We start from the raw sequence: 22,643 nt of genomic DNA, 5'->3' as shown, positions 1-22,643 counted from the left end.
TCTCTAAATAAATTAAAAATCTTTGTCTAAATCTGCATCTGTAATTTCATAAGCCTTGTAAATAGCAGGCAATAATTTTCTTATAGCATAATCAAAATGATAAAATTGCTTATATACCTCTTCTGGATTTAAATTTTTAGCATTCTTAAAATCAAATACTTCAGTATTATTGATTTTGGCAATATTTTCATCAAAATAAGAGTAAAACTTTGCTCTTTGTTTAAACAAAACATTTAAATTTTGAACAATTTTGGCTTTATCCATTTTATATCCTTTTTAAATAATTTAAAAACTTAATCCCATTTTTTATTTAAGAAATAAAAAATTTACTCCTATTTTAGCTAAAAATTGATAAAGTTATATCTTAAATATTTTAATATATAGGCCACTTATGAATTTATTTCAAAATTTAGCTTTAAAATACTCTCATACTATGATGGAAAAATCCCTCCAAAAAGGTTTCAATGTCGAACTTTTAAAACAACCCAAAGAAAAAATTCCAAAACAAGACAAAAGCTATATGCTTTATGCCCATGTACCTTTTTGCCATACTTTTTGTCCTTATTGTAGCTTTCATAAATATTATTATGATGAAAATTTAGCCAAAGTGTATTTTCAAAATCTTAGAGAAGAAATTAAAATCATGAAAGATAAAGGTTTTGATTTTACTTCCATGTATGTGGGTGGTGGTACAACACTGATTAACGAAGAGGAATTATTAAAAACCTTAGAACTTTGTAAAAAATTATTTAATATAAAAGAAATTTCATGCGAAAGTGATCCAAATCATATTGATCCAAATAAGCTTTCTATGTTTAAAGGTATAATTGATCGTTTAAGTTGCGGAATTCAAAGTTTTGATGATGAAACTTTAAAAAAAGTGGCAAGATATAATAAATTTGGTTCATCCAAAGAACTTCAAGAAAAAATTTCAAAAGCTTTAGGAATTTTACCTATTTTTAGTATAGATCTTATTTTCAATCTTCCAGGACAAAGTGAAAAACAACTTTTAAATGACTTAGAAATTGCTAAAAATTTAACCCCGCAACAAATCACAACCTATCCTTTAATGAAATCAAATCTTACCAAAGATAATATCGCTAAAAGTCTAGGAGTGAGCATTAAAGATAATGAATTTACTTATTATCAAATCATACGCGAATTTTTTAAAGACTATACCCAAAACAATGGTTGGAGTTTTTCTTTAGAAAAAAACAAGCTTAATGACGAATATGTCAGTTCTCATCATGAATACCTAGGAGTGGGCAGTGGGGCTTTTAGCTTTTTAGATGGGGAGCTTTTAATTAATGCATTTAATCTAAATGATTATGCTAAATTTATACAAGAAAAACAAAATGCTAATATAGCCAAAGCTTGTTTTGATAAAAAAGAGATTATTAAATATGTCTTTTTAACTGAAATTTTTTCAGGAAAAATAGAAATTGATAAATTTAATAAAACTCTAAATTGCAATCTCGAAAAAGAACTTTTCATAGAACTTTTAGGGCTTAAAACAAGCGGTGCCATCATAAAAGATCAAAATGCTTTAATCGCAACCGAATTTGGTCAATATCTTTTTGTGGTTTTAATGAAAGATTTTTACACAGGAATGGATCTTGTGCGTGCAGTATTTAGAGATGATAAGCGTCTTAAAAATAAAGATTATATCGATATCATGAAAGAAAATATTGATCCGCTTAACTCCGCTAGCATGGAATTTAAAGCGGAGGCAAACTAAAAGGGACGAACAACCATCATTAGAGTGATAATAATAAACATTATGGTTGGAAATTCATTATAAATTCTAAAATATTTCCCACTTTTAGCAGAAGTATCATTTGCTAAAGCTTTTAAACAATAATAATTATGTATATGGAAAATAATCAAAAGTGTAACACAGGTAAGTTTAACATGCATAAAACCCGAACCTACCATTAAAACTTCCTTATGAGCATGCAACATTAAACTTCCTGTGATTAAAGTCACAATCATTGCAGGAGTTTGTATATAAAAATAAAGTTTTCTTTCTTGAATTTTTACAATCTCGACAAAACCTTTATTGTCTTTATGTTCAGCATGATACACAAAAAGACGAGGTAAATAAAAAAGACCCGCCATCCAAGAAACAAATGCCAAATAATGCACCCATTTAATCCAAAAATAATAATCATTAATCCATTCTGTCATCTTTTTTCCTTTTTTTAAATATTTCTTGTATTAAAATCAAAGCCACACTTATATTTATCATGACATCTGCAACATTAAAAATAGCAAAATTAAACCATTTATGCCAAAAAAACATATCCACTACACCTCCATGTATAAAACGATCCAATAAATTTGAAACACCAGCACCAAGCATCATTCCAAAAGCTATACTATGAGTTTTTAAAAGTGTTTTTTGCCAAAAAAGATAAATAAAAAGCACGCCAATTAAAACAAGATGTAAATATTTTAAATTATGTTCTAAAAAACTCAACATTGAAAAAGCTACGCCTGTATTTAGAGCATAAGTTAAATCTAAGTATTCACTCTGCCATCTAAGTCCTGCTAAAGTTAAGGATTTTACCCATTGATCAAGAGTAAAAACCAAAACAAAGGCACCCCAAAAATAAAAAATAAATTTAAAAGTTTTAGCCATTTAAAGCTTTCTTAAAAAACTCCACAACATTTTTCATTTCTTTTTCTAAGAGCTTAATATCTTTAGCTTCTAGCAAAAGTCTTATCAAATTTTCTGTTCCAGAATAGCGAAATAAGGTATTAATATTTTTATTTTCTAAATCTTTTTTTAATTCTTTTAAACCTTTAATTTTATCTAAATCTTTTTTTTCTGCAATTTTAAGATTGGTTAAAAGCTGAGGATAAGGTTTGACTTGACCCAAAATAGAGCTTGCAGATTTTTTCTTAGAAAGCATTAAAGCGCTAAATTGCAAAGCAGCTATCAAACCATCTCCAGTTTTTGCATAATCGCTAAAAATAATATGTCCGCTTTGCTCTCCGCCAAAATTTCCACCATTAGCTTTTAATTTTTCAAGCACATATTTATCGCCCACATTACAAGTATCAAGTTCTATGCCATGTTTATTTAAAAACTCTTTTAAAGCACCATTACTCATTATAGTAGCCACAACACTTGATTGTAATTTACCTTGTTCTTTAAGATAAAGTGCTAATACGCCCAATAAACTATCTCCATTAGCCACTTCGCCTTTTTCATCTACAACCACCAAACGATCTGCATCACCATCAAAAGCAAAGCCTACATCTGCACGCAAACGCTTTACCTCAGCAGCTAAATTTGCAGGATGTAAAGCTCCACAATTTTCATTGATATTAAGTCCATTAGGTTTATCGCTCATTACTATAACTTCAGCACCTAATTCCTTAAAAACAGTAGGTGCTACCTTATAAGCTGCCCCATGAGCCACATCTAAAACCACACGCAAAGACTTTAAAGTAAGATCTTTTGGAAAAGAATTTTTAATAGAAACAATATACCTTCCTATAACATCATCAATTCTTTTTGCTTGACCAATTTTTTCCATATCCACCTTAGAGGCTTGTATAAGCTTATCATCAAAATAAATTTCTTCTATTCTTTTCTCTATATCTTCACTGAGTTTATTTCCATGAGCATCAAAAAATTTAATACCATTATCATAATAAGGATTGTGAGAAGCTGAAATCATAATCCCTGCATCACAACGCATATCTTCAGTTAAGAATGCAATCGCAGGAGTTGGCATAGGACCAATTTGTATAACATTATATCCTATAGAAGTAAGCCCTGAAACAATAGCATTTTCTATCATATAGCCGCTTCTTCTTGTATCTTTTCCTACTAAGATATTATTAGTAATACTTTTATCTTTAAAATAAATACCCGCAGCCATTGCTAAACGCATAGCCAAAAAACTATCTAAAAATTCACCCGCTTTTCCACGAACTCCATCGGTTCCAAAAAGTTTCATTGCAAACCTTTCTAGCAAAATTTAAAGACAATTATAACAAAGCTAAGATAAAGAAATTTAAACAAGCTCTAAAAATAGAGCTTGTTTGGAACCTTATAGTTCAGGTTTAGGAGTTTTTTCAGTAGAAATAGGAAGTTGTGGATAAACAATTGCTGGTTTTGTTCCTGTTAAAGATTTTAAGAAAGTTTCAATACTTTTTGCTTCTTTATCAGAAATTTTAATGCCAAGTTGCACACTACCCATTTCCTTAATAGCATCTTTTAGATTCCAAATAGCGCCATTATGAAAATATGGAGCAGTTTCAGCAACATTTCTTAAAGTTGGAGTTTTTACCATGCCATTTGCATCACCTTTAAAATCACCTAAATTTGCAAATTTATATTTACCAGCAACTTCAAACGCTTGCATATTGCCACCTAAATTCACACCATTATGACAAGCTACACAACCTTTATCTATAAAAAGTTTTAAACCTTGTTGCTCTTCTTTTGTTAAAGCTTTTTCATCGCCTTCTAAAAATTTATCAAAACGAGATGGAGTGATTAAAGTTCTTTCAAAATTTGCGATTGCATCAGCAATATTGTCAAAATTTACACCGCTTTTACCATAGATTTTTTTAAACTCACTCACATATTCAGGCAAAGATGAAATTTTTTCTACTGCAAGTTTAGCAGGAGTTGCCATTTCAGGATCAGCTTGGATTGGACCTTTAGCTTGATCGGCTAATGTTCCTGCACGACCATCCCAAAATTGAGTATTATTTAAAACCGCATTATAAACTGTTGGTGAATTTAAATGATGGGGATTTGCTGTCCATTTATGACCTATTGCAGTACTAATTCCATCTGTTCCACCAAGTCCTACATTATGACAGGTATTACAAGAAGAAATGATACCACTTTTTGAAAGGCGTGGTTCAAAATAAAGCTTTTTACCAAGCTCTGCTTTTTCAAGAGTAAATTCACTAGCCTTTACTCCATTTTGTTTTAAAATTTCATCAACGCCTTTTTGATCTTTTGGTAAAGCAACAAGACCTGAATTTTTAGCTTCATCTATAAGACTTGCAGCATTTAAACTTGAAAAAGCAACTAAGGATGCGATTAGTAATGATTTTACTTTCATTTACAAACTCCTATTAAAAATAAATTAAAATAAAATAATAATCATTTAGAGCTTAAATAAAGATAAATATTATTAAAAAATGTTTATAATTAATTAATACTATTTTTATCTTAAAAATTATTTTTTGTTTATTTATTTTCATAAGATATAATTTTTAGTTATAAATCTTAAAATTTTAAGATGATTTGAAAAGGATATTATGGAAAATTTAATAATTTACGCTTTTATATATCTTTTAGGTTCAATCCCTTTTGGGCTAATCCTAGCTAAATTTTTTGCTAAAACTGATATCAAAAAAGAAGGTTCAAAAAGTATAGGGGCAACCAATGTTTTAAGAGTAGTAAAAGAAAAAAATCCCAAACTAGCAAAAAAACTTGCCATTGCTACAATAATTTTAGATTTTGCAAAAGCAGCTATTCCTTTACTAATCTTGAAATTTCTTCATTATGATCAAGCTTTGCTTTGGAGCGTGGCAGTTTTGGCTATTTTTGGACACTGTTTTTCAATTTACTTGTTATTTGAAGGAGGGAAAGGCATAGCAACAGGAGCAGGTGCTATGATAGTTTTGCTTCCATTGGAAGTGCTTACAGCATTTATTGTGTGGGTAGTTATTGGAAAAATTTTCAAAATATCTTCGCTAGCTTCTTTAGCAGCGTTACTTGCTTTTGTTGCAAGTTCTTTTATATTTAATTATGACTTAGAAATTCATACACATGCACCCGTTTTCATTATCGCTTTTATTATAGTATATAAACATCTACCTAATATTAAAAGATTGATTTTTAAAGAAGAATGCAAAGTCATATAAAAATAAAATTTCACTTTAAGTGTATCATTGGTATATTAGATTTCGAAAGAAGGAAAAAACAAAAAATTATTATCAAGCTTAAAGCTAAAGCAAATGAATTTTTAAATTATGCAGAGGTAATTACCAAAATTAAAAAATGGTATAAAAAAGAAGAATTTTACACCCTTGAAGAGTCTTTAGACTTTGTAAGCTTAAATTTAAAAAAAGATTTTCCTAATTTAACCAATCTTAACATAAAAATTTTCAAACCCCATATAATAAAAAATGCTACAGTTGGGGTTAAATTGAAAAAAAAATATTAATTTTTTTTTAAAGATATCTAAACATTTACTTAAGCTATGATATAATTCTTTAAATTTTTCTTAATAAGGATAGAACAAATGAGAATTTTAGTTATAGAAGATGAGATTAGCCTAAATAAAACAATTATAGACAATCTTAATGAATTTGGTTATCAAACCGATTCTTCTGAAAATTTTAAAGATGGAGAATACTTTATCGGCATTAGACATTATGATTTAGTTTTAGCAAACTGGACTTTACCTGATGGAGATGGAGCAGAACTTGTTAATACCATCAAACATAAATCTCCAAGAACTTCAGTTATGATTATGTCTTCAAAAACAGACAAAGAAACAGAAATCAAAGCTTTGAAAGCTGGAGCTGATGATTTTGTTAAAAAACCTTTAGATTTTGATATTCTACTCGCAAGAATTGAAGCAAGACTAAGACTTGGCGGAACCAATGTTATTAAAATTGAAGACTTAGTTATTGATCCAGATGAGGAAAAAATTACTTATAAAGGTCAAGATATAGAACTTAAAGGAAAACCTTTTGAAGTTTTAACGCACTTAGCAAGACATTCAGATCAAATTGTATCCAAAGAACAACTTTTAGATGCCATCTGGGAAGAACCTGAGCTAGTAACTCCAAATGTTATCGAAGTAGCTATCAATCAAATTCGTCAAAAAATGGATAAACCGTTAAACATATCTACTATAGAAACAGTTCGTCGTAGAGGATACCGTTTCTGCTTCCCTAAAAAATCTTAACAATTTTGCACCTTCGGTGCAAAAAATTTATCTTTATTTCTATTTTTATATTTTATTTAAGTTTGGTTATTGTATAAACTAAAATTATTTTTTAAATTTTTGAAAGGTTATGATGTCTCTTTTAATTACAAAAGACTGCGTATGTTGTGATGCTTGCAGAGAAGAATGTCCTGATGAAGCTATTTATGAAAATAGTCCAATTTATGTAATAGACCCTGATCTTTGTTCAGAGTGCGTTAATGATTTTTCAGAGCCTGCCTGTATTGTTGCTTGCCCATATGAATGTATCATTCCTGATCCTGATAATGTAGAAACTATAGAAGAATTAAAACTCAAACATAGAGATAGAGAATTTTAATGGCAAAAAAAACAGCCGTTGTTGATCTTGGCTCAAACTCCATTAGAATGGTGATTTTTGAAAAAACTTCTAGATATGGTTTTTATACAACTTGCGAATACAAACGCAAAGTAAGACTTGGAGAAAATGCTTATAATAATGGCAAAATTCTCCAAGAAGAAGCCATGCAAAGAGCCGAAGATGCCTTAGCTTTTTTCAAACAATGTGCTTTAAAGCATAAGTGCAAAAAAATATTTATAGTAGGCACATCAGCCTTAAGAGATGCCCCAAATTCAAAAAATTTCATTAAAAGAATCAAAGATAATCTGTCTTTAAATATACGCTGTATAGATGGAAAAAGCGAAAGTTACTTAGGTGGTCTTGCGGCTTTAAATTTATTAAGTCCTTTTAAGGATGGAACCACTTTAGACATAGGTGGTGGTTCTAGTGAATTGTGTTTAATAAAAAATAATAGAATTATTTCTTGCATATCTCTTGATATTGGCACTGTTAGGCTAAAAGAATTGTTCTATGATACTGGAAAAATGGATTCTTTAGAAGAATTTATAAAACCAATTTTAGAACAAATTCCTAAAGAATTTTGCAATCAAAACCTTATTGCAATAGGTGGAAGCTTAAGAGCAATATCTAATTCCATTATGCAAAAAAATTCCTATCCACTGAAAAATTTACATGATTTTCGCTATATGCTAGATGAAGAAAAAGGACATATTTTAAAAATTTTTAATTCAAACTTAGACTCTTTAATCAATTTTGGCATAAAAAAGGATCGTTTTGATACCATTAAAGAGGGTATATTTATTTTTTTAAAGATTGCGGAAAAAATAAAAGCCAAACAAGTTATCACGAGTGGGGTTGGAATCAGAGAAGGAGTTTATTTACAAGATTTGCTTCGTCCTAAAATCACTTTTCCACCAAATTTCAATCCCAGTTTAAAATGTTTACAAGATAAATTTTTACAATCAAAACAAAAAAATAAAACTCCACATTTTGCTCTGCAAATTTTTACAACCCTTAAAAATCTTCATAAACTTAATGATAACTATAAGCATACTTTACTAAATGCTGCTAAATTATGCCATATTGGAGAATATTTAAATTTCTATTTTGCTAATGAACACTCTGCTCATTTTGTACTAGGTGGATTAAATTATGGATTTTCACATAAAGAAAAAGCTTTAATTGCTAGCATTATTAAGCTTAATGGAAAAAAAGTTAATCCTTATAATCTTGAACCCTATAAACAACTTTTACCCAATATTCATACCATTTCATGGCTTAATTTTATTTTGTGCCTAGCTAAAACTTTAAGCACAAATGAAAATAAGATTGATTTTGCTTTTGCAAACAATACTCTTTATATATATCAAGAAAACAAAATTCTTAATTTACCCAAAGATGAGCTCAAAAAAATTGCAAAACCAGCTACCATAGCATTAGCAATCAATCAAAAAATTTAAGATTTTTTACCTTTTTGACGCTGCTCTATAAGATTTTGAATTCTTTTTTTATTCTCTTCAAAAAAAGAATCAAAATTTTTCTCTGTTTTTTCTGTATGTTTTATTATTTGTTCCTCTGGAATTTCAACACTTTCTAAAAGCACATTGGAATTACCTATTATCATTGTATAACGTTTATTAGCGTGATCAAAAACAACAAGTTGATTATTTTTATCTAAAAATCTTTGGAAAATCATAGTAAAATCTCTAGAAACATTGTTATTTTTATAAACCATAGTCTTTTTAAACCACCAAAGCACTATTAACAAAATAACTAAAATCAGCATTACCAAGATATAATTTGTATAATCATACCCTTCTAAACTTGTACTTTTTGGTTTAGGCATTAATTCTTGAGAATTATTCGCAGTAGTTGTAGGTACAGATTCGATATTTGCTTTCCCTTGCTCTATAGCTCGTATTCTTACTCCAAATTTATCATTGATAGAGCTAAGTTCTAAATTAATATTTTGTTTATTTTGTAGCATAATATAGGTATTATTATTTTTAGAACTAATACTAATTTTATCTACAAGTTGAGAGTTAAGTTCTTTTAATTCATCTTTAGAATACGTTAAATCACTAAAAGTTAAAAGAGTTAAATTTTTTTCTTTTTTTTGAGAAATCTTGCCATTATAAGTATTATCAAAAGAAAGCATTAAATCTACTCGGTCATTTCTATCGTAGATATTATAACCAATCAACTCAACACTATATAAAGGTAAAATTAAAAAAAATAATACTAGCAATCTCATTTAAATTTCTTTTTTAAAGTATTGAAGCACAGTCTTAGAATCCAAAATTTCATTAATTCTTATAGCGAGATTTTTTTCATAAACCATAACCTCGCCTTTGCCAAAAATTCTTTTATTGATATAAAGCTCAACGCTTTCTCCAGCAGGCTTTTCAAGATCAATAACCGAGCCTACTTCAAGTTTTAAAAGCTCCGCTACACTCATATTTGTAGTTCCAAGCTCGCTTACAAAATCTACTGTAATATCTAAGATATCTTCATAAGATTGTAAAAGCCCATGATGAATATTAAACTCTATATCATCGCTCATTATTTGCAATATCCTATTCTAAAATAACAATTTTCAAATTTATAAGTTAAAGCTTCATCTAGAACTATTTCAGAAAAATCAACTTTTCCTAAATATTCCGGAATTCCGAGTTTATACTCGTCATCACCCTTGGCATCATTTAACAAATTTTTAGCATAACCTATAATCTGATTGGTGCATTCTTTAGTTAAATCGCACCAGTCATCTTCTTTAAATTTTTCATCATTAATTAAAATTTCTGCAATTTTTTTTAAAAATTCTTTTGGAAAAAATAAATAAAAATTACATTCTCCTTCGCTTTTGCCCATGATAGGAATACTCGCTCCATAAAGTTCACCGCTTATATCTTGAGCTGCTTCAATGCGAAGTCTTAAGATATGCTCGCAAAAATGAGTGATGGAATACTCAAGAATTTTTAACATAGCTACCACCTTTATAAAAAACTTAATTTAAAATTATAGTAAATATAAAATAAAAATATGTTTTAAAATTTTATTTTTTGAAAATTTCTTCAATATCTTTCATTATTATATCCAAATTTCCTTGTTTAAAACACTTTACTATGCTAGTTCCCACAATCACTCCATCAGCAACTTTTCTCATTCTTTTTACATCTTGATTATTTTGAATGCCAAAACCTACAAAAATAGGCAAATTTGTAAAAAATCTGATTTCTTTTACTTTATCTTGCAAGATTGCTTCTTCGACACTTTTCGTACCTGTAATACCTATGCTTGCTAATAAATAAATAAAACCTTTAGCATGTTTTACTAATTTTTTAACCCTTTCTTTAGACGTTGTAACGCTTACAAGTGTGATTAAAGCTATATTATATCTTTCACACTCTTTAATTAAATCATCACTTTCTTCAAAACTCAATTCAGGCACAATCAAAGCACAAATCCCTAAAGATTTTGCTTTTTTCACAAATTTTTCCAAGCCATAAGAAAAAATTAAATTATAATAAACCATAAAAACCAAAGCTTTTTTAGTTTTTATCCTAGCTAAAAGCTCAAAAACACTATGAATATCCACGCCTTGATTAAGAGCTATTTTTGCCGCATCTGCAATAATCTCACCATCGGCAATAGGATCACTATAAGCAACACCAAGTTCTAAAATATCAATAGGGCTTTGATCTAATCTTTGCAAAAAAGCTTCACTTGTTTGAAGATTTGGATAACCTAAAACCGTATAAGCCACATTTGCATTTTCTTTATAAAATTTTCTAAAATCAACCATAAATCACCCCTTTTTTATAATCTCTAATCATTTGCATATCTTTATCTCCCCTGCCTGAAAGATTTACTACTATCACGCTTTTCTTTTTTAAAGTTGGACAAAGTTTTTCTAAAAACGCTAAAGCATGCGAACTTTCAATCGCTGCAATAATACCTTCTTCTTTGCAAAGTAATTTTAAAGCTTGCATACATTCTTCATCACTTATAGCATGATATTGCGCTCTTTTACTTTCAAATAAAAAAGCATGCAAAGGCCCAATTCCTGGATAATCAAGCCCTGCAGAAACACTATGTACAGGCAAGATATTGCCTAAATCATCTTGTAAAACCTTGGTTTTCATACCGTGAATAATGCCTGTTTTTCCCTTATTTAAAGTCGCTGCATGATAAGGCGTATCAATGCCAAGCCCCCCTGCTTCAATACCTATAAGTTTAACATTTTCATCTTTGATAAAATCATAAAAAATCCCAGCTGCATTGCTTCCACCCCCAACAGCTGCGATAATATAATCTACTTTTTTATTGAGTTTTTGAAGTTGCATTTTGCATTCTTTTCCTATAATGCTTTGAAAATGGGTTACCATTTTAGGATAAGGATAAGGACCTACCGCACTTCCAACCACATAAAAAATATTTTTAATATCTCCAACCCAAGCTTGAATAGCTGCAGTAGTAGCTTCTTTTAGAGTTTTAAGCCCACTTTGTACTGCATGAATTTTAGCACCCAAAAGCTCCATTTTATAAACATTTAAAGCCTGTCTTTGCACATCGGTTACCCCCATATAAATTTCACATTCAAGTCCTAAAAGTGCTGCTGCAGTGGCTGTTGCAAGCCCGTGTTGACCTGCTCCTGTTTCTGCTATGATTTTTTTCTTTCCCATTTTTTTTGCTAAAAGGGCTTGAGCGATGGCATTATTGATTTTATGTGCTCCAGTATGATTTAAATCCTCGCGTTTTAAATAAATTTCATGCTGATATTTTTTGCTTAAATTTCTAGCAAAATAAAGCGGAGTAGGACGCCCCACATAAGTTTTTAAAAGATCGTTTAATTCTTTTTTAAAGAGTTTATCTTTAGAAAATTTCAAAAAAGCACTTTCTAGCTCATTTAAAGCAAACATTGCACTTTCAGGCAAAAACTGCCCACCAAAATCCCCACAATACGCTTTTTTCATTTTTTCAGCTCCTTTAAAATTTGTTTTATTTTGTTGATATCTTTTAAGCCTTTTTCATCTTCAAGTTTTGAATTAAGATCTAAAATTTTAGCTCCTGTTTTTACAGCCTTATGAATATTATCCAAACCTATGCCTCCAGCTAATGCAAAATCTTTAGTATAAGAACTTAATAAAGTCCAATTAAAACTTATTCCATTACCGCCCTTTAAAATTCCCTTAGCATCAAAAAGCACTAAATCAGCAAAAATTTCACTTTTTAAATCTAAACTATTTTCCACACTTATCACCTGCCAAACAAAAACATTTTGCACCTTTAAAATTTTAAATTCTTCTTTGGTAATAGTGCGATAAATTTGCATCCCATCAAGCTTAACTTCTTTAATACATCTTAAAATTTGTTCCAAATTTTCATCTACAAAAACACCAACAACTTTTTTATCTTTCTCATGAAAAATTGCACTTAAATTTCTTGCTTGATTTAAACTCACTCTTCTTGGACTTTTAGCAAAAATAAGTCCAAAAAAATCAATATTTAAAAAAGCTAAATCTTTAGCATTTTTTTCATCTTTAATGCCACAAATTTTAAGCTTTAGCATAAGCTTGATACTCCTTAAAATACCCTATAACTTTACCTGAATAAATGGCTTCTAAAATCATATCTTTAGCCACTAAAGGCGAACTTGCTTTATTGGCTGTATAAAGTGCAAACATAGCATTTAAAACTACTAAATCAAATTTTGCCCCTTGCATTTTACCACTTAAAATATCTTTTAAATCCTTAGCGTTTTCATATGCACTAGACCCTATGATTTCACTATGAAAAGCTCTTTTAAAACCAAATTGTTCAGGACAGATAGAATACTCTAAAATTTCTCCTTCACAAAGCTCATAAATTTTACTTTCATCGCAAATACTAAGCTCATCCATACCATCATTTCCTCTTACCACTAAAGCTTTTTTGCGTCCTAAATTTTTTAAAACCTCTATCAAAAGCCTATGCACAGGTGCGTGATAATTTCCCATAAGTTGATATTTTAACTTTAAATTAGGGTGCAATAAAGGACCTAAAACATTAAAAACCGTTCTTACTCCAAGCCTTGATCTAATCTCTTTAAGTTCTCCTACTAAAGGATGGAAAAATGGAGCATGTAAAAAACTAAGCCCTTGATTGTTTAGTTGTTTTAAAGCTAATTCTAAAGTATTTGGAGTAGGTATATTTAAAGCTTCTAACACATCTGTACTTCCACTATAACTTGAAATGGCACGATTTCCGTGTTTGGCTACTTTTACTCCTAAAGCTGCTAAAATAAAAGCACTAGTCGTAGAAACATTGATACTTTTAAAACCATCTCCACCCGTTCCACAAATATCAATCATCTCACTCTCATCACTAAAAGTTTGAGAATATCTTAAAATTTGTCTTACAAAAGCACTTAAAGATTTTTCGTTTAAAGACTTTTCCGTGATTAAAATCAACAAAGCCACCACTTGCAAAATTTCATAATCTTTAGACATAATAATCTTACAAATTTGCTCAAAATCATCGCTTTGTAAAAAATGATTTTCACTCATTTTTTGCAAATAAAAACTTAAAGGATTTTCTTGTTTTTGTGATTTTTTTATATCTTGTTTTAAAAAATTAGAAAAAAGCTGTAAGCCATATTCACTAAAATAGCTTTCAGGATGAAATTGCACACCATAATAAGGTAAATTTTTATGTCCCAAAGCCATAATCACACCCTTTTCATCAAGGGCTAAAATTTCAAGCTCATCACTAAGCTGTTTAACCTCTAAAGAATGATAACGCATCACGCTAAAATTTGAAGGCAAATTAGAAAATAATTCATTTTCCTTGCATTGTTTTATCAAAGAATTTTTTGCATGCATAGGCTCTTGCATCTTAACCACTAAAGAATCAAAAGCTAAAGCTAAAGCTTGATGTCCTAAACAAATGCCCAAAACAGGGATATTAAGCCTTGCTTTAAAAATTTCAAGACAAATCCCACTTTGACTTGGATGCTTTGGACCAGGACTTAAAATAATATGAGTAGGATTTAAATTTTTAATTTCACTCAGAGAAATTTCATCATTTCTTCTTACTAAAATTTCATCATTGCTGAGTTGCTCTAACATGCTTTTGACATTAAAAACAAAAGAATCATAATTATCAATTAAAAGTATCATTGATTTTCCTTTTTTAAATTTTCAAAAGCTACCAAAAGCGCCTTGCGTTTAGCACAAATTTCTGCATATTCTTTTTGACTCTCACTTTGCAAAACAATACCCGCCCCACTTGCCAAATAAGCCTTATCTTGAGTAAAAAAAGCGCAACGAATTAAAATCGCTAAAGTTATGTCTTCGTTAAAATTTAAAAATCCTACCGCACCACCATAAATTCCACGATCGCAATCTTCAAGCTCACTAATGATCTCTAAAGCTCTTATTTTAGGAGCTCCGCTTAAAGTTCCCGCTGGAAAAACTGCTTCAATCACATCGAAAATACTCGCATCTTCTTTCATATTGGCATACACTTCACTCACTATGTGCATTACAAATTTATTTTTAATAATAGAAAAAAGATTTTCCACTCTTGTTTGAGCGCCAAATTTAGAAGCATCATTTCTTGCTAAATCTACAAGCATCTTATGTTCACTAAGTTCTTTTTCATCACTTAAAAGATCTTTTTCTAAAGCTAAAAGATCACAGTTATTTTCCAAATTTCTAGTTCCAGCAATAGGGGCTAAATAAATCTCTCTTTTTTTAATTTTCAATAAAAACTCTGGAGAAGAACCCAAAACAACACCATATTTACTTGGAAAATAATACATATAAGCGCTTGGATTTAAAGCACTTAAACTCTCATAATAATCAAAAGCATTTACTTGATGCTTGATACAAAGTTGCTTACTTAAGACCACTTGAAAAATATCTCCACTTAAAAGATATTCTTTAGCTTTTTCACACATTTTTAAAAAATCATTTTTTTCATCTTCTAAAGAATTTAAAATTTCAAAAGCATTTTTTTGTTTCTTTTTAATTGGTTCAATATCATCTTTTAAATATTCAAAATATTTTGAAGCGCCAAATTTAAAAAACATCTTACTATTTTTCTCATAAATCAAATAAGCTTTAGCATTGGCAAATAAAAATAAAGGAAAATCATAATTTTTCTTAGAAGAAAGTGGAATTTTCTCAAACAAAGATACAAAATTCGCACTAAAAACTCCAAAAAATCCAGCAAAGTCGCAAATTTTATTCTTACTTAAAGCTTCATAATATTTTGCCTTAAACTCGCTAAATGATAATTCATTAGCATCTAAATAATCACAATCAATCCCTACAATTACCTTAGTCAAATCCTCTGCAAAATAAGAATTTTCAAATTTTTCAAGGATTTGTCTGTAATAAAAATTTACATTTTTAACAAACATAATAGGCCTTTTTTTAAAAAAATAAAATAAATAAAAATAATACTAAAGAAAAAATTTAGATAAAAAGAAGTTTAGAAACGCCAAGAGCGAAGAGTGTGTGTAAGTTTTAAAATCAAAGAATTACCAAAAAAATCATTTTCACTCATCTTTTACCTTTCTTATAAAATATTTCAAAAATTAAGACTTTTATGAAAATTTTTAAAGTCTAAGTTAATTTTAATCAATAAATATAAATTTTGCTTTAAATTTAAAATAAATATTATAAAATCTTTATATTTTATAATATTTTGAAACATTTTTACGATGCTTAAAGTTACCAAAAAAATATTCTATTGTTTTAAAAAACTAAGATAATACTTAGCTTAATAAGATAAAATTATTCCGTATTTGAAATATTTAATATTTTTTAGGAAAAGCTATGGAAATCACAGATTTACCTTATCTAATCATAGGAATCATTTCAGGTATTGCTTCTGGACTTTTTGGCATTGGTGGAGGTATGATTATCGTTCCTTCTATGTTCGCACTTGGAGCAAGCGCTCACCATGCTATCGGAATTTCAGTATTGCAAATGATTTTTGCAGCAGTTTTTGGCTCTTATATTAATTATAAGAAAAAAAATCTAAATCTTAAAGATGGTGTTATGATAGGTTTTGGAGGGCTCATAGGGGCAAGCTTTAGCGGAATGCTTTTAAAAGCTTTAAGCGATGTAGCTCTTACTAGCGTATTTTTGGCGGTAAGTTGTATATTTTTTATCAAATATGCTTTTGGAATTAAAGAAAACATTATGCAAATTCAAAGAAGCGTTTGGGTAAAGAATATCATTTTATTTATTGCTGGAGCTTTTACTGGTATTTTTGCTATTTCTTTGGGAATTGGTGGTGGACTTTTAATTGCTCCAATTTTAGCTTATTTTTTAGGCTATGATAGTAAAAAAGTTGTTTCCTTATCCTTGTTTTTTGTTATTTTTGCTTCAGTCTCTGGTATTATATCTTTTTCAAATTCTGGAGTTATAGACTCTGAAGTTATTCATAAAGGAATACTAGTAGGTATAGCTTCTATGGTTGGAGTTTTTATAGGAATTAAAATCATAGAAAAAATGCATATTTCAGCTCATAGAAAAATTTTACTTTGCGTATATGCCTTATCAATACTTGGAACCACCCACTCTTTGCTTAATAAGCTAAATCTTATAAATTTTTAACTTGGATTTATCCAAGTTCTTTTAATATTATTATGCTAAAATCTTAAATTTATTTTAATGTTTAGGAAAGACTATGAACGATACCATCAAAATCATTGGTGCAAGAGAAAATAACCTAAAAAATATCCACCTTGAAATTCCCAAAAACAAACTCATTGTTTTTACAGGACTGAGTGGAAGTGGAAAATCAACCCTTGCTTTTGGCACTCTTTATGCTGAAGGACAACGCCGTTATATAGAAAGTTTAAGTGCTTATGCCAGACAATTTTTAGATAAGGTAGGCAAACCTGATGTCGATAAAATCGAAGGTTTAACTCCAGCCATTGCTATAGATCAAAAAACTACTTCTAAAAATCCACGCTCTACTGTAGGAACCATCACTGAAATTTATGATTATCTAAGACTTTTATATGCAAGAGTTGGCATTCAACATTGTCATCAATGTGGACAAAAAATCTCATCTATGAGCGTAAGTGATATAGTCAGTGAAATTTTAAAATTTCCAAAAGGTGCAAAAATCATTATCTACGCTCCACTCATACGAGAAAAAAAAGGAACTTATTCAGATTTACTTGAAAATTTACGCAACAAAGGCTATGTAAGAGCTCAAATTGATGGAGTTTTAGTAAGGCTTGATGAAGAAATTGAACTGGCTAAAACCAAAAAACACACCATTAAACTTATCATAGATAGGCTTGAAATTCAAGAAGATTTACTTTCTCGTCTTGCAAGCGATATAGAAAAAGGCTTACAAGAAAGCTTTGGAGAAATAGAAATAGAAGTTTTAAATCATGAGGAAATAAACCTTAATAAACACTATCATTTTAGCGAACACTGCGCTTGTTTTGATTGTAAAATTTCTTTTGTTCCACTCGAGCCTTTAAGCTTTTCTTTTAATTCTCCAAAAGGAGCATGTGAAGCTTGCGATGGACTTGGAATTCGTTATACTTTAGATATGAAAAAAATCATCGATGAAAATTTAAGTCTCGAAAACGGTGCTGTTAAAATCATGTATGGTTTTAATAAAAGTTATTATTATAAATTCCTAATCGCCTTTTGCGAACAAAATGAAATTCCTATCAAAATACCTTTTATGCAATTAAGCGAAGAACAAAAACGTCTTGTATTGTATGGTAATGCCAAAACTATAGAATTTCTTTGGAAAAGAAATCGTCTAAAACGCACTTTTGAAGGCGTGGTTAAAATGGCTTATGAAATGCTAAAAGATGAAAAAGATTTAGCCGAATATATGAGTGAAAAAATTTGCAAAGACTGCGGTGGGCATCGTTTAAAACCCGAAAGTTTAGCCGTGAAAGTAGCCAAAAAAGGCTTGGGTGAAATTTTAGATATGAGCATAGAAGATAGCACGGCCTTTTTTGCAGATGAGAAAAATTTTTCTTATTTAAGCGAGCAACAAAAAATTATTTCTAAACCTATCCTAAAAGAAATCAACGAAAGATTGTTTTTCTTGTATGATGTGGGGCTAGGTTATCTTTCTTTAGGGCGCGATGCAAGAACGATTAGTGGGGGTGAAGCACAAAGAATCCGCATAGCTTCACAAATTGGCAGTGGTTTAAGCGGAGTGATGTATGTCTTAGATGAGCCTAGCATAGGACTTCATGAAAGAGATACTGCAAAACTGATTAAAACTTTAAGAAATTTACAACAAAAGGGCAATACCCTAATTGTCGTAGAGCATGATAAAATGACCATAGAAGAAGCAGATTTTATTGTAGATATTGGTCCAAAAGCAGGAAAATTTGGAGGTGAGGTTGTATTTAGTGGAACTTATAAAGAACTTTTAAAAAGCAAAAGCGAAACTGCACTTTATATGAATGGTAAAAAACAAATTTCACAACTTCAAAATAGAGAGCAAAAAGAATGGCTAGAGCTTAAAAATGTAAATATTAACAATATCCAAGATTTAAGCGTAAAATTTCCTTTGCAAAATTTAGTCGCTATAACAGGAGTTTCAGGTTCTGGAAAAAGCTCTTTGATACTTCAAACCCTACTTCCTTTTGCACAAGAGGAATTAAACCGTGCGAAAAAAGTTAAAAAACTTGGTGGAGTGCAAATAGAAGGACTTGAAAAACTTGATAAAGTCATTTATCTTGATCAAAGCCCAATTGGACGCACACCACGATCAAATCCTGCCACCTATACAGGCGCTATGGATGAAATCAGAAATCTTTTTGCTGCCACTAAAGAAGCCAAAATGCGTGGTTATAAAGCAGGACGCTTTTCTTTTAATGTCAAAGGTGGAAGATGTGAAAAATGTAGCGGAGATGGAGAAATCAAAATAGAAATGCATTTTTTACCTGATGTTATGGTAGTTTGTGATACTTGCAGGGGCAAACGCTACAATGATGCCACGCTAGAAATCAAATATAAGGGTAAAAATATCAGTGAAATTTTAAATATGAGTGTTTTAGAAGCGAGTGAATTTTTTACAGCCGTTCCTAAAATCAAACAAAAATTAGACACTCTAGTAAAAGTGGGTTTAGATTATCTAACTCTAGGACAAAATGCCACCACCTTAAGTGGAGGTGAAGCGCAAAGAATCAAACTTGCTAAAGAACTAAGCCGTAGTGATACAGGAAAAACTCTTTATATACTTGATGAACCTACAACAGGACTGCATTTTGAAGATGTTAATAAACTCATCTTAGTTTTACAACATTTGGTTGATCTTAAAAATTCGGTTTTTGTAATAGAACATAATTTAGATGTGATTAAAAATGCTGATTATATTATCGATATGGGGCCTGAAGGCGGAGTTAAAGGAGGCAAGGTTATAAGCACAGGAAGCGTGGAAAAAGTCGCCAAAGAACACAAAAAAAACCGTTCTTACACAGGATATTATCTAGACTTAGAGCTTAAAAATACACAAAAATCATAATTTTATGTTTGATTTTTTATATAATGATATTAGCTATTTGGGACTTTTTATAGTGTGTTTTCTTTCAAGCACACTATTACCCTTAGCAAGTGAAGCCTTTGTTTTAGGCTTTATAAAACTTGATTTTAATCCAAATTTGGTACTTATCGTAGCCACTTTGGGTAATACCTTAGGAAGTTTAAGTACTTATGCTTTAGCGTATTTTGGAAAAGAAAAAATTTTAGAAAAATACTTTAGCAAATCCTTGAAAAAATTAGAAAATTTCAATGCTAATTTTGCTAAATTTGGAAGTATATTTGCTTTTTTTACTTTTTTGCCTTTAGTAGGAGATCTTTTTGCCTTGGGACTTGGTTTTGCAAAATATTCTTTTTTAAAAACTATATTTTTTATCTTACTTGGAAAATTAAGTCGTTATGCTTTCATAATTTTCATAGCAAACTCCTTTTAAAAGCCTCATTTTTATCAACTCTAAAAGCTTTGCATTATTAACATTTTTTAAAATTTTAACACAATTTTTAGTGCTTAAATCCACCCCCATACTCATTTTTGGTTCTTTAAAACAACGCCAACTCATACCTCTTGCCAAAGAACTATCGCAAATAACATCAGCATAACACTCATCAAAATCTGCAATACTAGAATCTAATGCGTAAGCTATCGTTAAAGCGTCATGTATCCAAGTTCCCTTTGTACCACGTGTTTTAGAGGCATAATCAATCCAAACACCTAAAGTTTCAACGATAAAATCGCATAAAATATTCTTAGCTTGCAACTCTTTTAAATCCTCATGAGTCAATAAAGTCTGCATGGTTGCATTATAAGGTACGAGTGTAATTTTAGCTCTTGAATTTAACACTATACTAGCCGCCTCAGGATCGAAACCAAAATTTGTATCTTTAGTGTAATAAGGCATATCAAAACTACCGCCCATAATAAAAAGCTCTTTAAGATTTATATCAAAATCTTTAAAAATTTTCATAGCCATAGCGATATTTGTCAAAGGTCCTATCGCACAAATAGAAATTTCTTTAGGATTTTTACCCACCAACTCACCCATTTTAAAAATCGCATCAGGATTTATATTTTCTAAAATTTCAGGACTTTTTGTATTTTCCCAAAGATATTCGAGTTTAAAATTTTTTACACTTTCATCAAGTCTTTGACGCCAAGCTTTACTTGGTTCTTTTAAGGCTTCATTCGCTCCTAAATAAACGGGGATATTTAAATTTAAACGTTTAAATAAATCCTTAGCCACGCTATAGGCAACAAGGCTTGGAACATTACCGCAAACTGTGCTTAGCATTTCAAGTTTGATTTCTTTAGATGCCAAAATCAAAGCAAGCGCTAAACCATCATCGGTATTTGCTCCTGCAATAGCATTGCCTATATCCGTGTCTAAGATAAGTCTCATATCGCATCTTCTATTTTATTTAAATCCCTGCCTCTAGTTTCTGGCGCAAAAAATGTAGTCACAAAACCTATACCTGCAGTTAATACAAAATACGTTGCGATAGGCCACCAAGTGCCATAATACGCAAGCAAAGCAGAAGCCACCATAGGCGCTGTTCCTCCTGAAAGAATAGAACCTAGCTCCTTAGCAAAAGCCATTTTTGTATAACGGTTTTTTACCCCAAAAAGTTCTACACCCCAAGCCGCTTGTACACCAAAAATCCCTAAAGATGCTAAAGACATACCTACAATAATAGTTAAAATCACAATAATTTCATTTTTACTATCTAAAAGCATAAAAGCAGGAAAAGCATAAATCATCAAAAGTAAACAAAACATTCTATAAGTAATACGTCTTCCAAATCTATCACTTAAATAACCTGCCAAAGGAATAACTAAAAATCCTACCAATGAAGCTATCATTACCGCTGTAGTGGCAACTGATTTGTCTAAAAGTAAAATTTTAGTCACATAACCTACAATAAAACCTTGCGCAAGATAAGAAGGTCCATTTTCGCCTATTCTTAAACCCACCATAGTCCAAAAAGCACGACTTCTTTGCCAAAAACTTCTTTCATCTTTTTTCATATGCTTTTCGTTATTAAGACGCAATCTCATCATTTCATTTTTTTGCTTTTCAAAAACAGGGGTTTCTTTGACATAAAAACGAATATATACAGCAAAAAGAGCGATTAAAATACTTCCCATAAAAGGAACTCTCCAACCCCATTCTTTAAAACTTGCTTCATCCATTTGTACCATCAAAAGCCATACAAAAGACGCAAGCAAAGTTCCGCTATTTGATCCTAAGGCAATCACAGAAGAAACAAGCCCTCTTCTCTTGCTAGGAGCATATTCTCCTAGCATAACTGTTCCACCTGAAAGTTCAGCTCCTGCACCAAAACCCTGCATAAAACGTAATATAACCAAACAAATAGGCGCCCAAACACCAATCACTGCATAGCTTGGAATAAAACCTATAAGAGTAGTTGAAATTCCCATTAAAGCTATTGTAGCCATCATAACATTTTTTCTTCCATGTTTATCGCCTAAATAGCCAAAAAACAAAGCCCCAATAGGTCTTGCAATAAAACCTATGCCATAAGTTACAAAACTAAGCAAAAGTGCAATTACTGGAGTTTGCTCAGGAAAAAACACTTCTGAAAAAATTGTTGCAGCTGCTAAACCATAAAGTGCAAAATCTGCATATTCCATAGCAGTTCCCAACCAGCAAGAAAAAACTGCCTTTTTAAAAACTTTCCTACCTTCAGGTGTGTTAAAATTCTTATCCGCAATTCCATCAATTTGCTGATTTGTCATTACATTATCCTTATATTTTAATATATTTTTTTATAAATAATTTGTAATTATGG

At 30.2% G+C, this 22,643-nt stretch carries 25 protein-coding genes; 9 read left to right on the top strand and 16 right to left on the bottom strand.

Annotation, left to right across the window (positions count from 1 at the left end; genetic code table 11):
- Positions 1-12: 12 nt before the first annotated feature.
- Positions 13-264: a CmeU family protein gene (gene cmeU / locus AJN60_RS03010; RefSeq protein WP_070274998.1), complete on the bottom strand. Its 252-nt coding sequence runs from the start codon at positions 262-264 to the stop codon at positions 13-15.
- A 127-nt stretch (positions 265-391) separates the two neighbouring features.
- Here cmeU and AJN60_RS03005 point away from each other — a divergent pair, with 127 nt between their 5' ends.
- Positions 392-1,738 carry a coproporphyrinogen III oxidase family protein gene (locus AJN60_RS03005; RefSeq protein ID WP_070285854.1) on the top strand — a complete coding sequence of 449 codons (1,347 nt, stop codon included), beginning with the start codon at positions 392-394 and terminating at the stop codon, positions 1,736-1,738.
- Here the strand turns inward: AJN60_RS03005 and hemJ are convergent.
- The 4 genes from hemJ to AJN60_RS02985 form a co-directional block, all read right to left on the bottom strand.
- Positions 1,735-2,187, bottom strand: coding sequence for a protoporphyrinogen oxidase HemJ (gene hemJ, locus AJN60_RS03000; protein WP_002870768.1), 453 nt, complete (start codon positions 2,185-2,187; stop codon positions 1,735-1,737). The two genes, AJN60_RS03005 and hemJ, sit on opposite strands and share 4 nt — an antisense overlap.
- Positions 2,171-2,641, bottom strand: a complete 471-nt coding sequence (lspA, locus tag AJN60_RS02995) for a signal peptidase II (RefSeq protein ID WP_052858530.1) — start codon at positions 2,639-2,641, stop codon at positions 2,171-2,173. The genes hemJ and lspA overlap by 17 nt, the downstream gene beginning before the upstream one ends.
- The gene (glmM, locus tag AJN60_RS02990) at positions 2,634-3,971 is read right to left on the bottom strand and encodes a phosphoglucosamine mutase (protein ID WP_002870766.1); all 1,338 of its coding nucleotides are present in this window, start codon (positions 3,969-3,971) and stop codon (positions 2,634-2,636) included. The genes lspA and glmM overlap by 8 nt, the downstream gene beginning before the upstream one ends.
- Positions 3,972-4,064: 93 nt before the next feature.
- Positions 4,065-5,093 carry a cytochrome-c peroxidase gene (locus tag AJN60_RS02985; protein ID WP_070285853.1) on the bottom strand — a complete coding sequence of 343 codons (1,029 nt, stop codon included), beginning with the start codon at positions 5,091-5,093 and terminating at the stop codon, positions 4,065-4,067.
- A 199-nt stretch (positions 5,094-5,292) separates the two neighbouring features.
- On the opposite strand from AJN60_RS02985, the gene plsY reads away from it, so the two are divergent.
- From plsY to AJN60_RS02960, 5 genes are all read left to right on the top strand, one after another.
- Positions 5,293-5,901 (top strand): glycerol-3-phosphate 1-O-acyltransferase PlsY, encoded by a 609-nt coding sequence (plsY, locus tag AJN60_RS02980; protein WP_002861122.1) that lies wholly within the window; start codon positions 5,293-5,295, stop codon positions 5,899-5,901.
- A complete protein-coding gene (locus AJN60_RS02975) occupies positions 5,886-6,203 on the top strand; it encodes a dihydroneopterin aldolase (protein ID WP_002857609.1) in 318 nt (105 codons plus the stop codon). Before plsY ends, AJN60_RS02975 begins: the two co-directional genes overlap by 16 nt.
- Positions 6,204-6,281: 78 nt before the next feature.
- On the top strand, positions 6,282-6,953 hold the full coding sequence (gene hsrA, locus AJN60_RS02970; RefSeq protein WP_002857553.1) for a homeostatic response regulator transcription factor HsrA: 672 nt from the start codon (positions 6,282-6,284) through the stop codon (positions 6,951-6,953).
- 112 nt (positions 6,954-7,065) lie between these two features.
- Positions 7,066-7,311 carry a YfhL family 4Fe-4S dicluster ferredoxin gene (locus AJN60_RS02965; protein ID WP_002854647.1) on the top strand — a complete coding sequence of 82 codons (246 nt, stop codon included), beginning with the start codon at positions 7,066-7,068 and terminating at the stop codon, positions 7,309-7,311.
- Positions 7,311-8,771, top strand: coding sequence for a Ppx/GppA phosphatase family protein (locus tag AJN60_RS02960; RefSeq protein ID WP_053872664.1), 1,461 nt, complete (start codon positions 7,311-7,313; stop codon positions 8,769-8,771). Before AJN60_RS02965 ends, AJN60_RS02960 begins: the two co-directional genes overlap by 1 nt.
- Here the strand turns inward: AJN60_RS02960 and AJN60_RS02955 are convergent.
- From AJN60_RS02955 to AJN60_RS02915, 9 genes are all read right to left on the bottom strand, one after another.
- The gene (locus AJN60_RS02955) at positions 8,768-9,565 is read right to left on the bottom strand and encodes a hypothetical protein (RefSeq protein WP_002861120.1); all 798 of its coding nucleotides are present in this window, start codon (positions 9,563-9,565) and stop codon (positions 8,768-8,770) included. The genes AJN60_RS02960 and AJN60_RS02955 overlap by 4 nt on opposite strands.
- The gene (fliN, locus tag AJN60_RS02950; protein WP_002824739.1) at positions 9,566-9,874 is read right to left on the bottom strand and encodes a flagellar motor switch protein FliN; all 309 of its coding nucleotides are present in this window, start codon (positions 9,872-9,874) and stop codon (positions 9,566-9,568) included.
- Positions 9,874-10,296, bottom strand: a complete 423-nt coding sequence (locus AJN60_RS02945) for a chemotaxis protein CheX (RefSeq protein ID WP_002892835.1) — start codon at positions 10,294-10,296, stop codon at positions 9,874-9,876. Before AJN60_RS02945 ends, fliN begins: the two co-directional genes overlap by 1 nt.
- Before the next feature lie 70 nt (positions 10,297-10,366).
- On the bottom strand, positions 10,367-11,116 hold the full coding sequence (trpA, locus tag AJN60_RS02940) for a tryptophan synthase subunit alpha (RefSeq protein ID WP_070285852.1): 750 nt from the start codon (positions 11,114-11,116) through the stop codon (positions 10,367-10,369).
- Positions 11,109-12,287 carry a tryptophan synthase subunit beta gene (gene trpB / locus AJN60_RS02935; RefSeq protein ID WP_070285851.1) on the bottom strand — a complete coding sequence of 393 codons (1,179 nt, stop codon included), beginning with the start codon at positions 12,285-12,287 and terminating at the stop codon, positions 11,109-11,111. The genes trpA and trpB overlap by 8 nt, the downstream gene beginning before the upstream one ends.
- Positions 12,284-12,883, bottom strand: a complete 600-nt coding sequence (locus AJN60_RS02930; RefSeq protein WP_002861117.1) for a phosphoribosylanthranilate isomerase — start codon at positions 12,881-12,883, stop codon at positions 12,284-12,286. Before AJN60_RS02930 ends, trpB begins: the two co-directional genes overlap by 4 nt.
- Positions 12,870-14,471 (bottom strand): anthranilate phosphoribosyltransferase, encoded by a 1,602-nt coding sequence (trpD, locus tag AJN60_RS02925; RefSeq protein WP_070285850.1) that lies wholly within the window; start codon positions 14,469-14,471, stop codon positions 12,870-12,872. The genes AJN60_RS02930 and trpD overlap by 14 nt, the downstream gene beginning before the upstream one ends.
- Positions 14,468-15,718, bottom strand: coding sequence for an anthranilate synthase component I family protein (locus AJN60_RS02920; RefSeq protein ID WP_070285849.1), 1,251 nt, complete (start codon positions 15,716-15,718; stop codon positions 14,468-14,470). The genes trpD and AJN60_RS02920 overlap by 4 nt, the downstream gene beginning before the upstream one ends.
- A 170-nt stretch (positions 15,719-15,888) precedes the next feature.
- Complete coding sequence (locus AJN60_RS02915; protein ID WP_002854718.1) at positions 15,889-16,014, bottom strand: hypothetical protein; 126 nt, start codon at positions 16,012-16,014, stop codon at positions 15,889-15,891.
- Positions 16,015-16,136: 122 nt separating this feature from the next.
- On the opposite strand from AJN60_RS02915, the gene AJN60_RS02910 reads away from it, so the two are divergent.
- From AJN60_RS02910 to AJN60_RS02900, 3 genes are all read left to right on the top strand, one after another.
- On the top strand, positions 16,137-16,922 hold the full coding sequence (locus AJN60_RS02910; protein ID WP_070243295.1) for a sulfite exporter TauE/SafE family protein: 786 nt from the start codon (positions 16,137-16,139) through the stop codon (positions 16,920-16,922).
- Positions 16,923-16,995: 73 nt separating this feature from the next.
- On the top strand, positions 16,996-19,821 hold the full coding sequence (gene uvrA, locus AJN60_RS02905; protein WP_070285848.1) for an excinuclease ABC subunit UvrA: 2,826 nt from the start codon (positions 16,996-16,998) through the stop codon (positions 19,819-19,821).
- Positions 19,822-19,825: 4 nt separating this feature from the next.
- On the top strand, positions 19,826-20,269 hold the full coding sequence (locus tag AJN60_RS02900; protein ID WP_044305785.1) for a YqaA family protein: 444 nt from the start codon (positions 19,826-19,828) through the stop codon (positions 20,267-20,269).
- Here the strand turns inward: AJN60_RS02900 and AJN60_RS02895 are convergent.
- Complete coding sequence (locus AJN60_RS02895) at positions 20,225-21,232, bottom strand: nucleoside hydrolase (RefSeq protein WP_052858517.1); 1,008 nt, start codon at positions 21,230-21,232, stop codon at positions 20,225-20,227. The two genes, AJN60_RS02900 and AJN60_RS02895, sit on opposite strands and share 45 nt — an antisense overlap.
- Positions 21,229-22,590, bottom strand: a complete 1,362-nt coding sequence (locus tag AJN60_RS02890) for an MFS transporter (RefSeq protein ID WP_070285847.1) — start codon at positions 22,588-22,590, stop codon at positions 21,229-21,231. Before AJN60_RS02890 ends, AJN60_RS02895 begins: the two co-directional genes overlap by 4 nt.
- Between the last annotated feature and the right edge of the window lie 53 nt (positions 22,591-22,643).

This window comes from Campylobacter sp. BCW_4323 (genome assembly GCF_001763115.1).
In the GTDB taxonomy this organism is placed as follows: domain Bacteria; phylum Campylobacterota; class Campylobacteria; order Campylobacterales; family Campylobacteraceae; genus Campylobacter_D; species Campylobacter_D jejuni.
The sequence above is the reverse complement of the archived record's forward strand: the minus strand, read 5'-3'. Positions and strand labels throughout refer to the sequence as shown.

Coding starts and splice junctions, on each gene's coding strand:
- cmeU (WP_070274998.1), bottom strand. CDS start 264: ATGGATAAAGCCAAAATTGTTCAAAATTTAAATGTTTTGTTTAAACAA.
- AJN60_RS03005 (WP_070285854.1), top strand. CDS start 392: ATGAATTTATTTCAAAATTTAGCTTTAAAATACTCTCATACTATGATG.
- hemJ (WP_002870768.1), bottom strand. CDS start 2,187: ATGACAGAATGGATTAATGATTATTATTTTTGGATTAAATGGGTGCAT.
- lspA (WP_052858530.1), bottom strand. CDS start 2,641: ATGGCTAAAACTTTTAAATTTATTTTTTATTTTTGGGGTGCCTTTGTT.
- glmM (WP_002870766.1), bottom strand. CDS start 3,971: ATGAAACTTTTTGGAACCGATGGAGTTCGTGGAAAAGCGGGTGAATTT.
- AJN60_RS02985 (WP_070285853.1), bottom strand. CDS start 5,093: ATGAAAGTAAAATCATTACTAATCGCATCCTTAGTTGCTTTTTCAAGT.
- plsY (WP_002861122.1), top strand. CDS start 5,293: ATGGAAAATTTAATAATTTACGCTTTTATATATCTTTTAGGTTCAATC.
- AJN60_RS02975 (WP_002857609.1), top strand. CDS start 5,886: ATGCAAAGTCATATAAAAATAAAATTTCACTTTAAGTGTATCATTGGT.
- hsrA (WP_002857553.1), top strand. CDS start 6,282: ATGAGAATTTTAGTTATAGAAGATGAGATTAGCCTAAATAAAACAATT.
- AJN60_RS02965 (WP_002854647.1), top strand. CDS start 7,066: ATGTCTCTTTTAATTACAAAAGACTGCGTATGTTGTGATGCTTGCAGA.
- AJN60_RS02960 (WP_053872664.1), top strand. CDS start 7,311: ATGGCAAAAAAAACAGCCGTTGTTGATCTTGGCTCAAACTCCATTAGA.
- AJN60_RS02955 (WP_002861120.1), bottom strand. CDS start 9,565: ATGAGATTGCTAGTATTATTTTTTTTAATTTTACCTTTATATAGTGTT.
- fliN (WP_002824739.1), bottom strand. CDS start 9,874: ATGAGCGATGATATAGAGTTTAATATTCATCATGGGCTTTTACAATCT.
- AJN60_RS02945 (WP_002892835.1), bottom strand. CDS start 10,296: ATGTTAAAAATTCTTGAGTATTCCATCACTCATTTTTGCGAGCATATC.
- trpA (WP_070285852.1), bottom strand. CDS start 11,116: ATGGTTGATTTTAGAAAATTTTATAAAGAAAATGCAAATGTGGCTTAT.
- trpB (WP_070285851.1), bottom strand. CDS start 12,287: ATGAAAAAAGCGTATTGTGGGGATTTTGGTGGGCAGTTTTTGCCTGAA.
- AJN60_RS02930 (WP_002861117.1), bottom strand. CDS start 12,883: ATGCTAAAGCTTAAAATTTGTGGCATTAAAGATGAAAAAAATGCTAAA.
- trpD (WP_070285850.1), bottom strand. CDS start 14,471: ATGATACTTTTAATTGATAATTATGATTCTTTTGTTTTTAATGTCAAA.
- AJN60_RS02920 (WP_070285849.1), bottom strand. CDS start 15,718: ATGTTTGTTAAAAATGTAAATTTTTATTACAGACAAATCCTTGAAAAA.
- AJN60_RS02915 (WP_002854718.1), bottom strand. CDS start 16,014: ATGTTTCAAAATATTATAAAATATAAAGATTTTATAATATTTATTTTA.
- AJN60_RS02910 (WP_070243295.1), top strand. CDS start 16,137: ATGGAAATCACAGATTTACCTTATCTAATCATAGGAATCATTTCAGGT.
- uvrA (WP_070285848.1), top strand. CDS start 16,996: ATGAACGATACCATCAAAATCATTGGTGCAAGAGAAAATAACCTAAAA.
- AJN60_RS02900 (WP_044305785.1), top strand. CDS start 19,826: ATGTTTGATTTTTTATATAATGATATTAGCTATTTGGGACTTTTTATA.
- AJN60_RS02895 (WP_052858517.1), bottom strand. CDS start 21,232: ATGAGACTTATCTTAGACACGGATATAGGCAATGCTATTGCAGGAGCA.
- AJN60_RS02890 (WP_070285847.1), bottom strand. CDS start 22,590: ATGACAAATCAGCAAATTGATGGAATTGCGGATAAGAATTTTAACACA.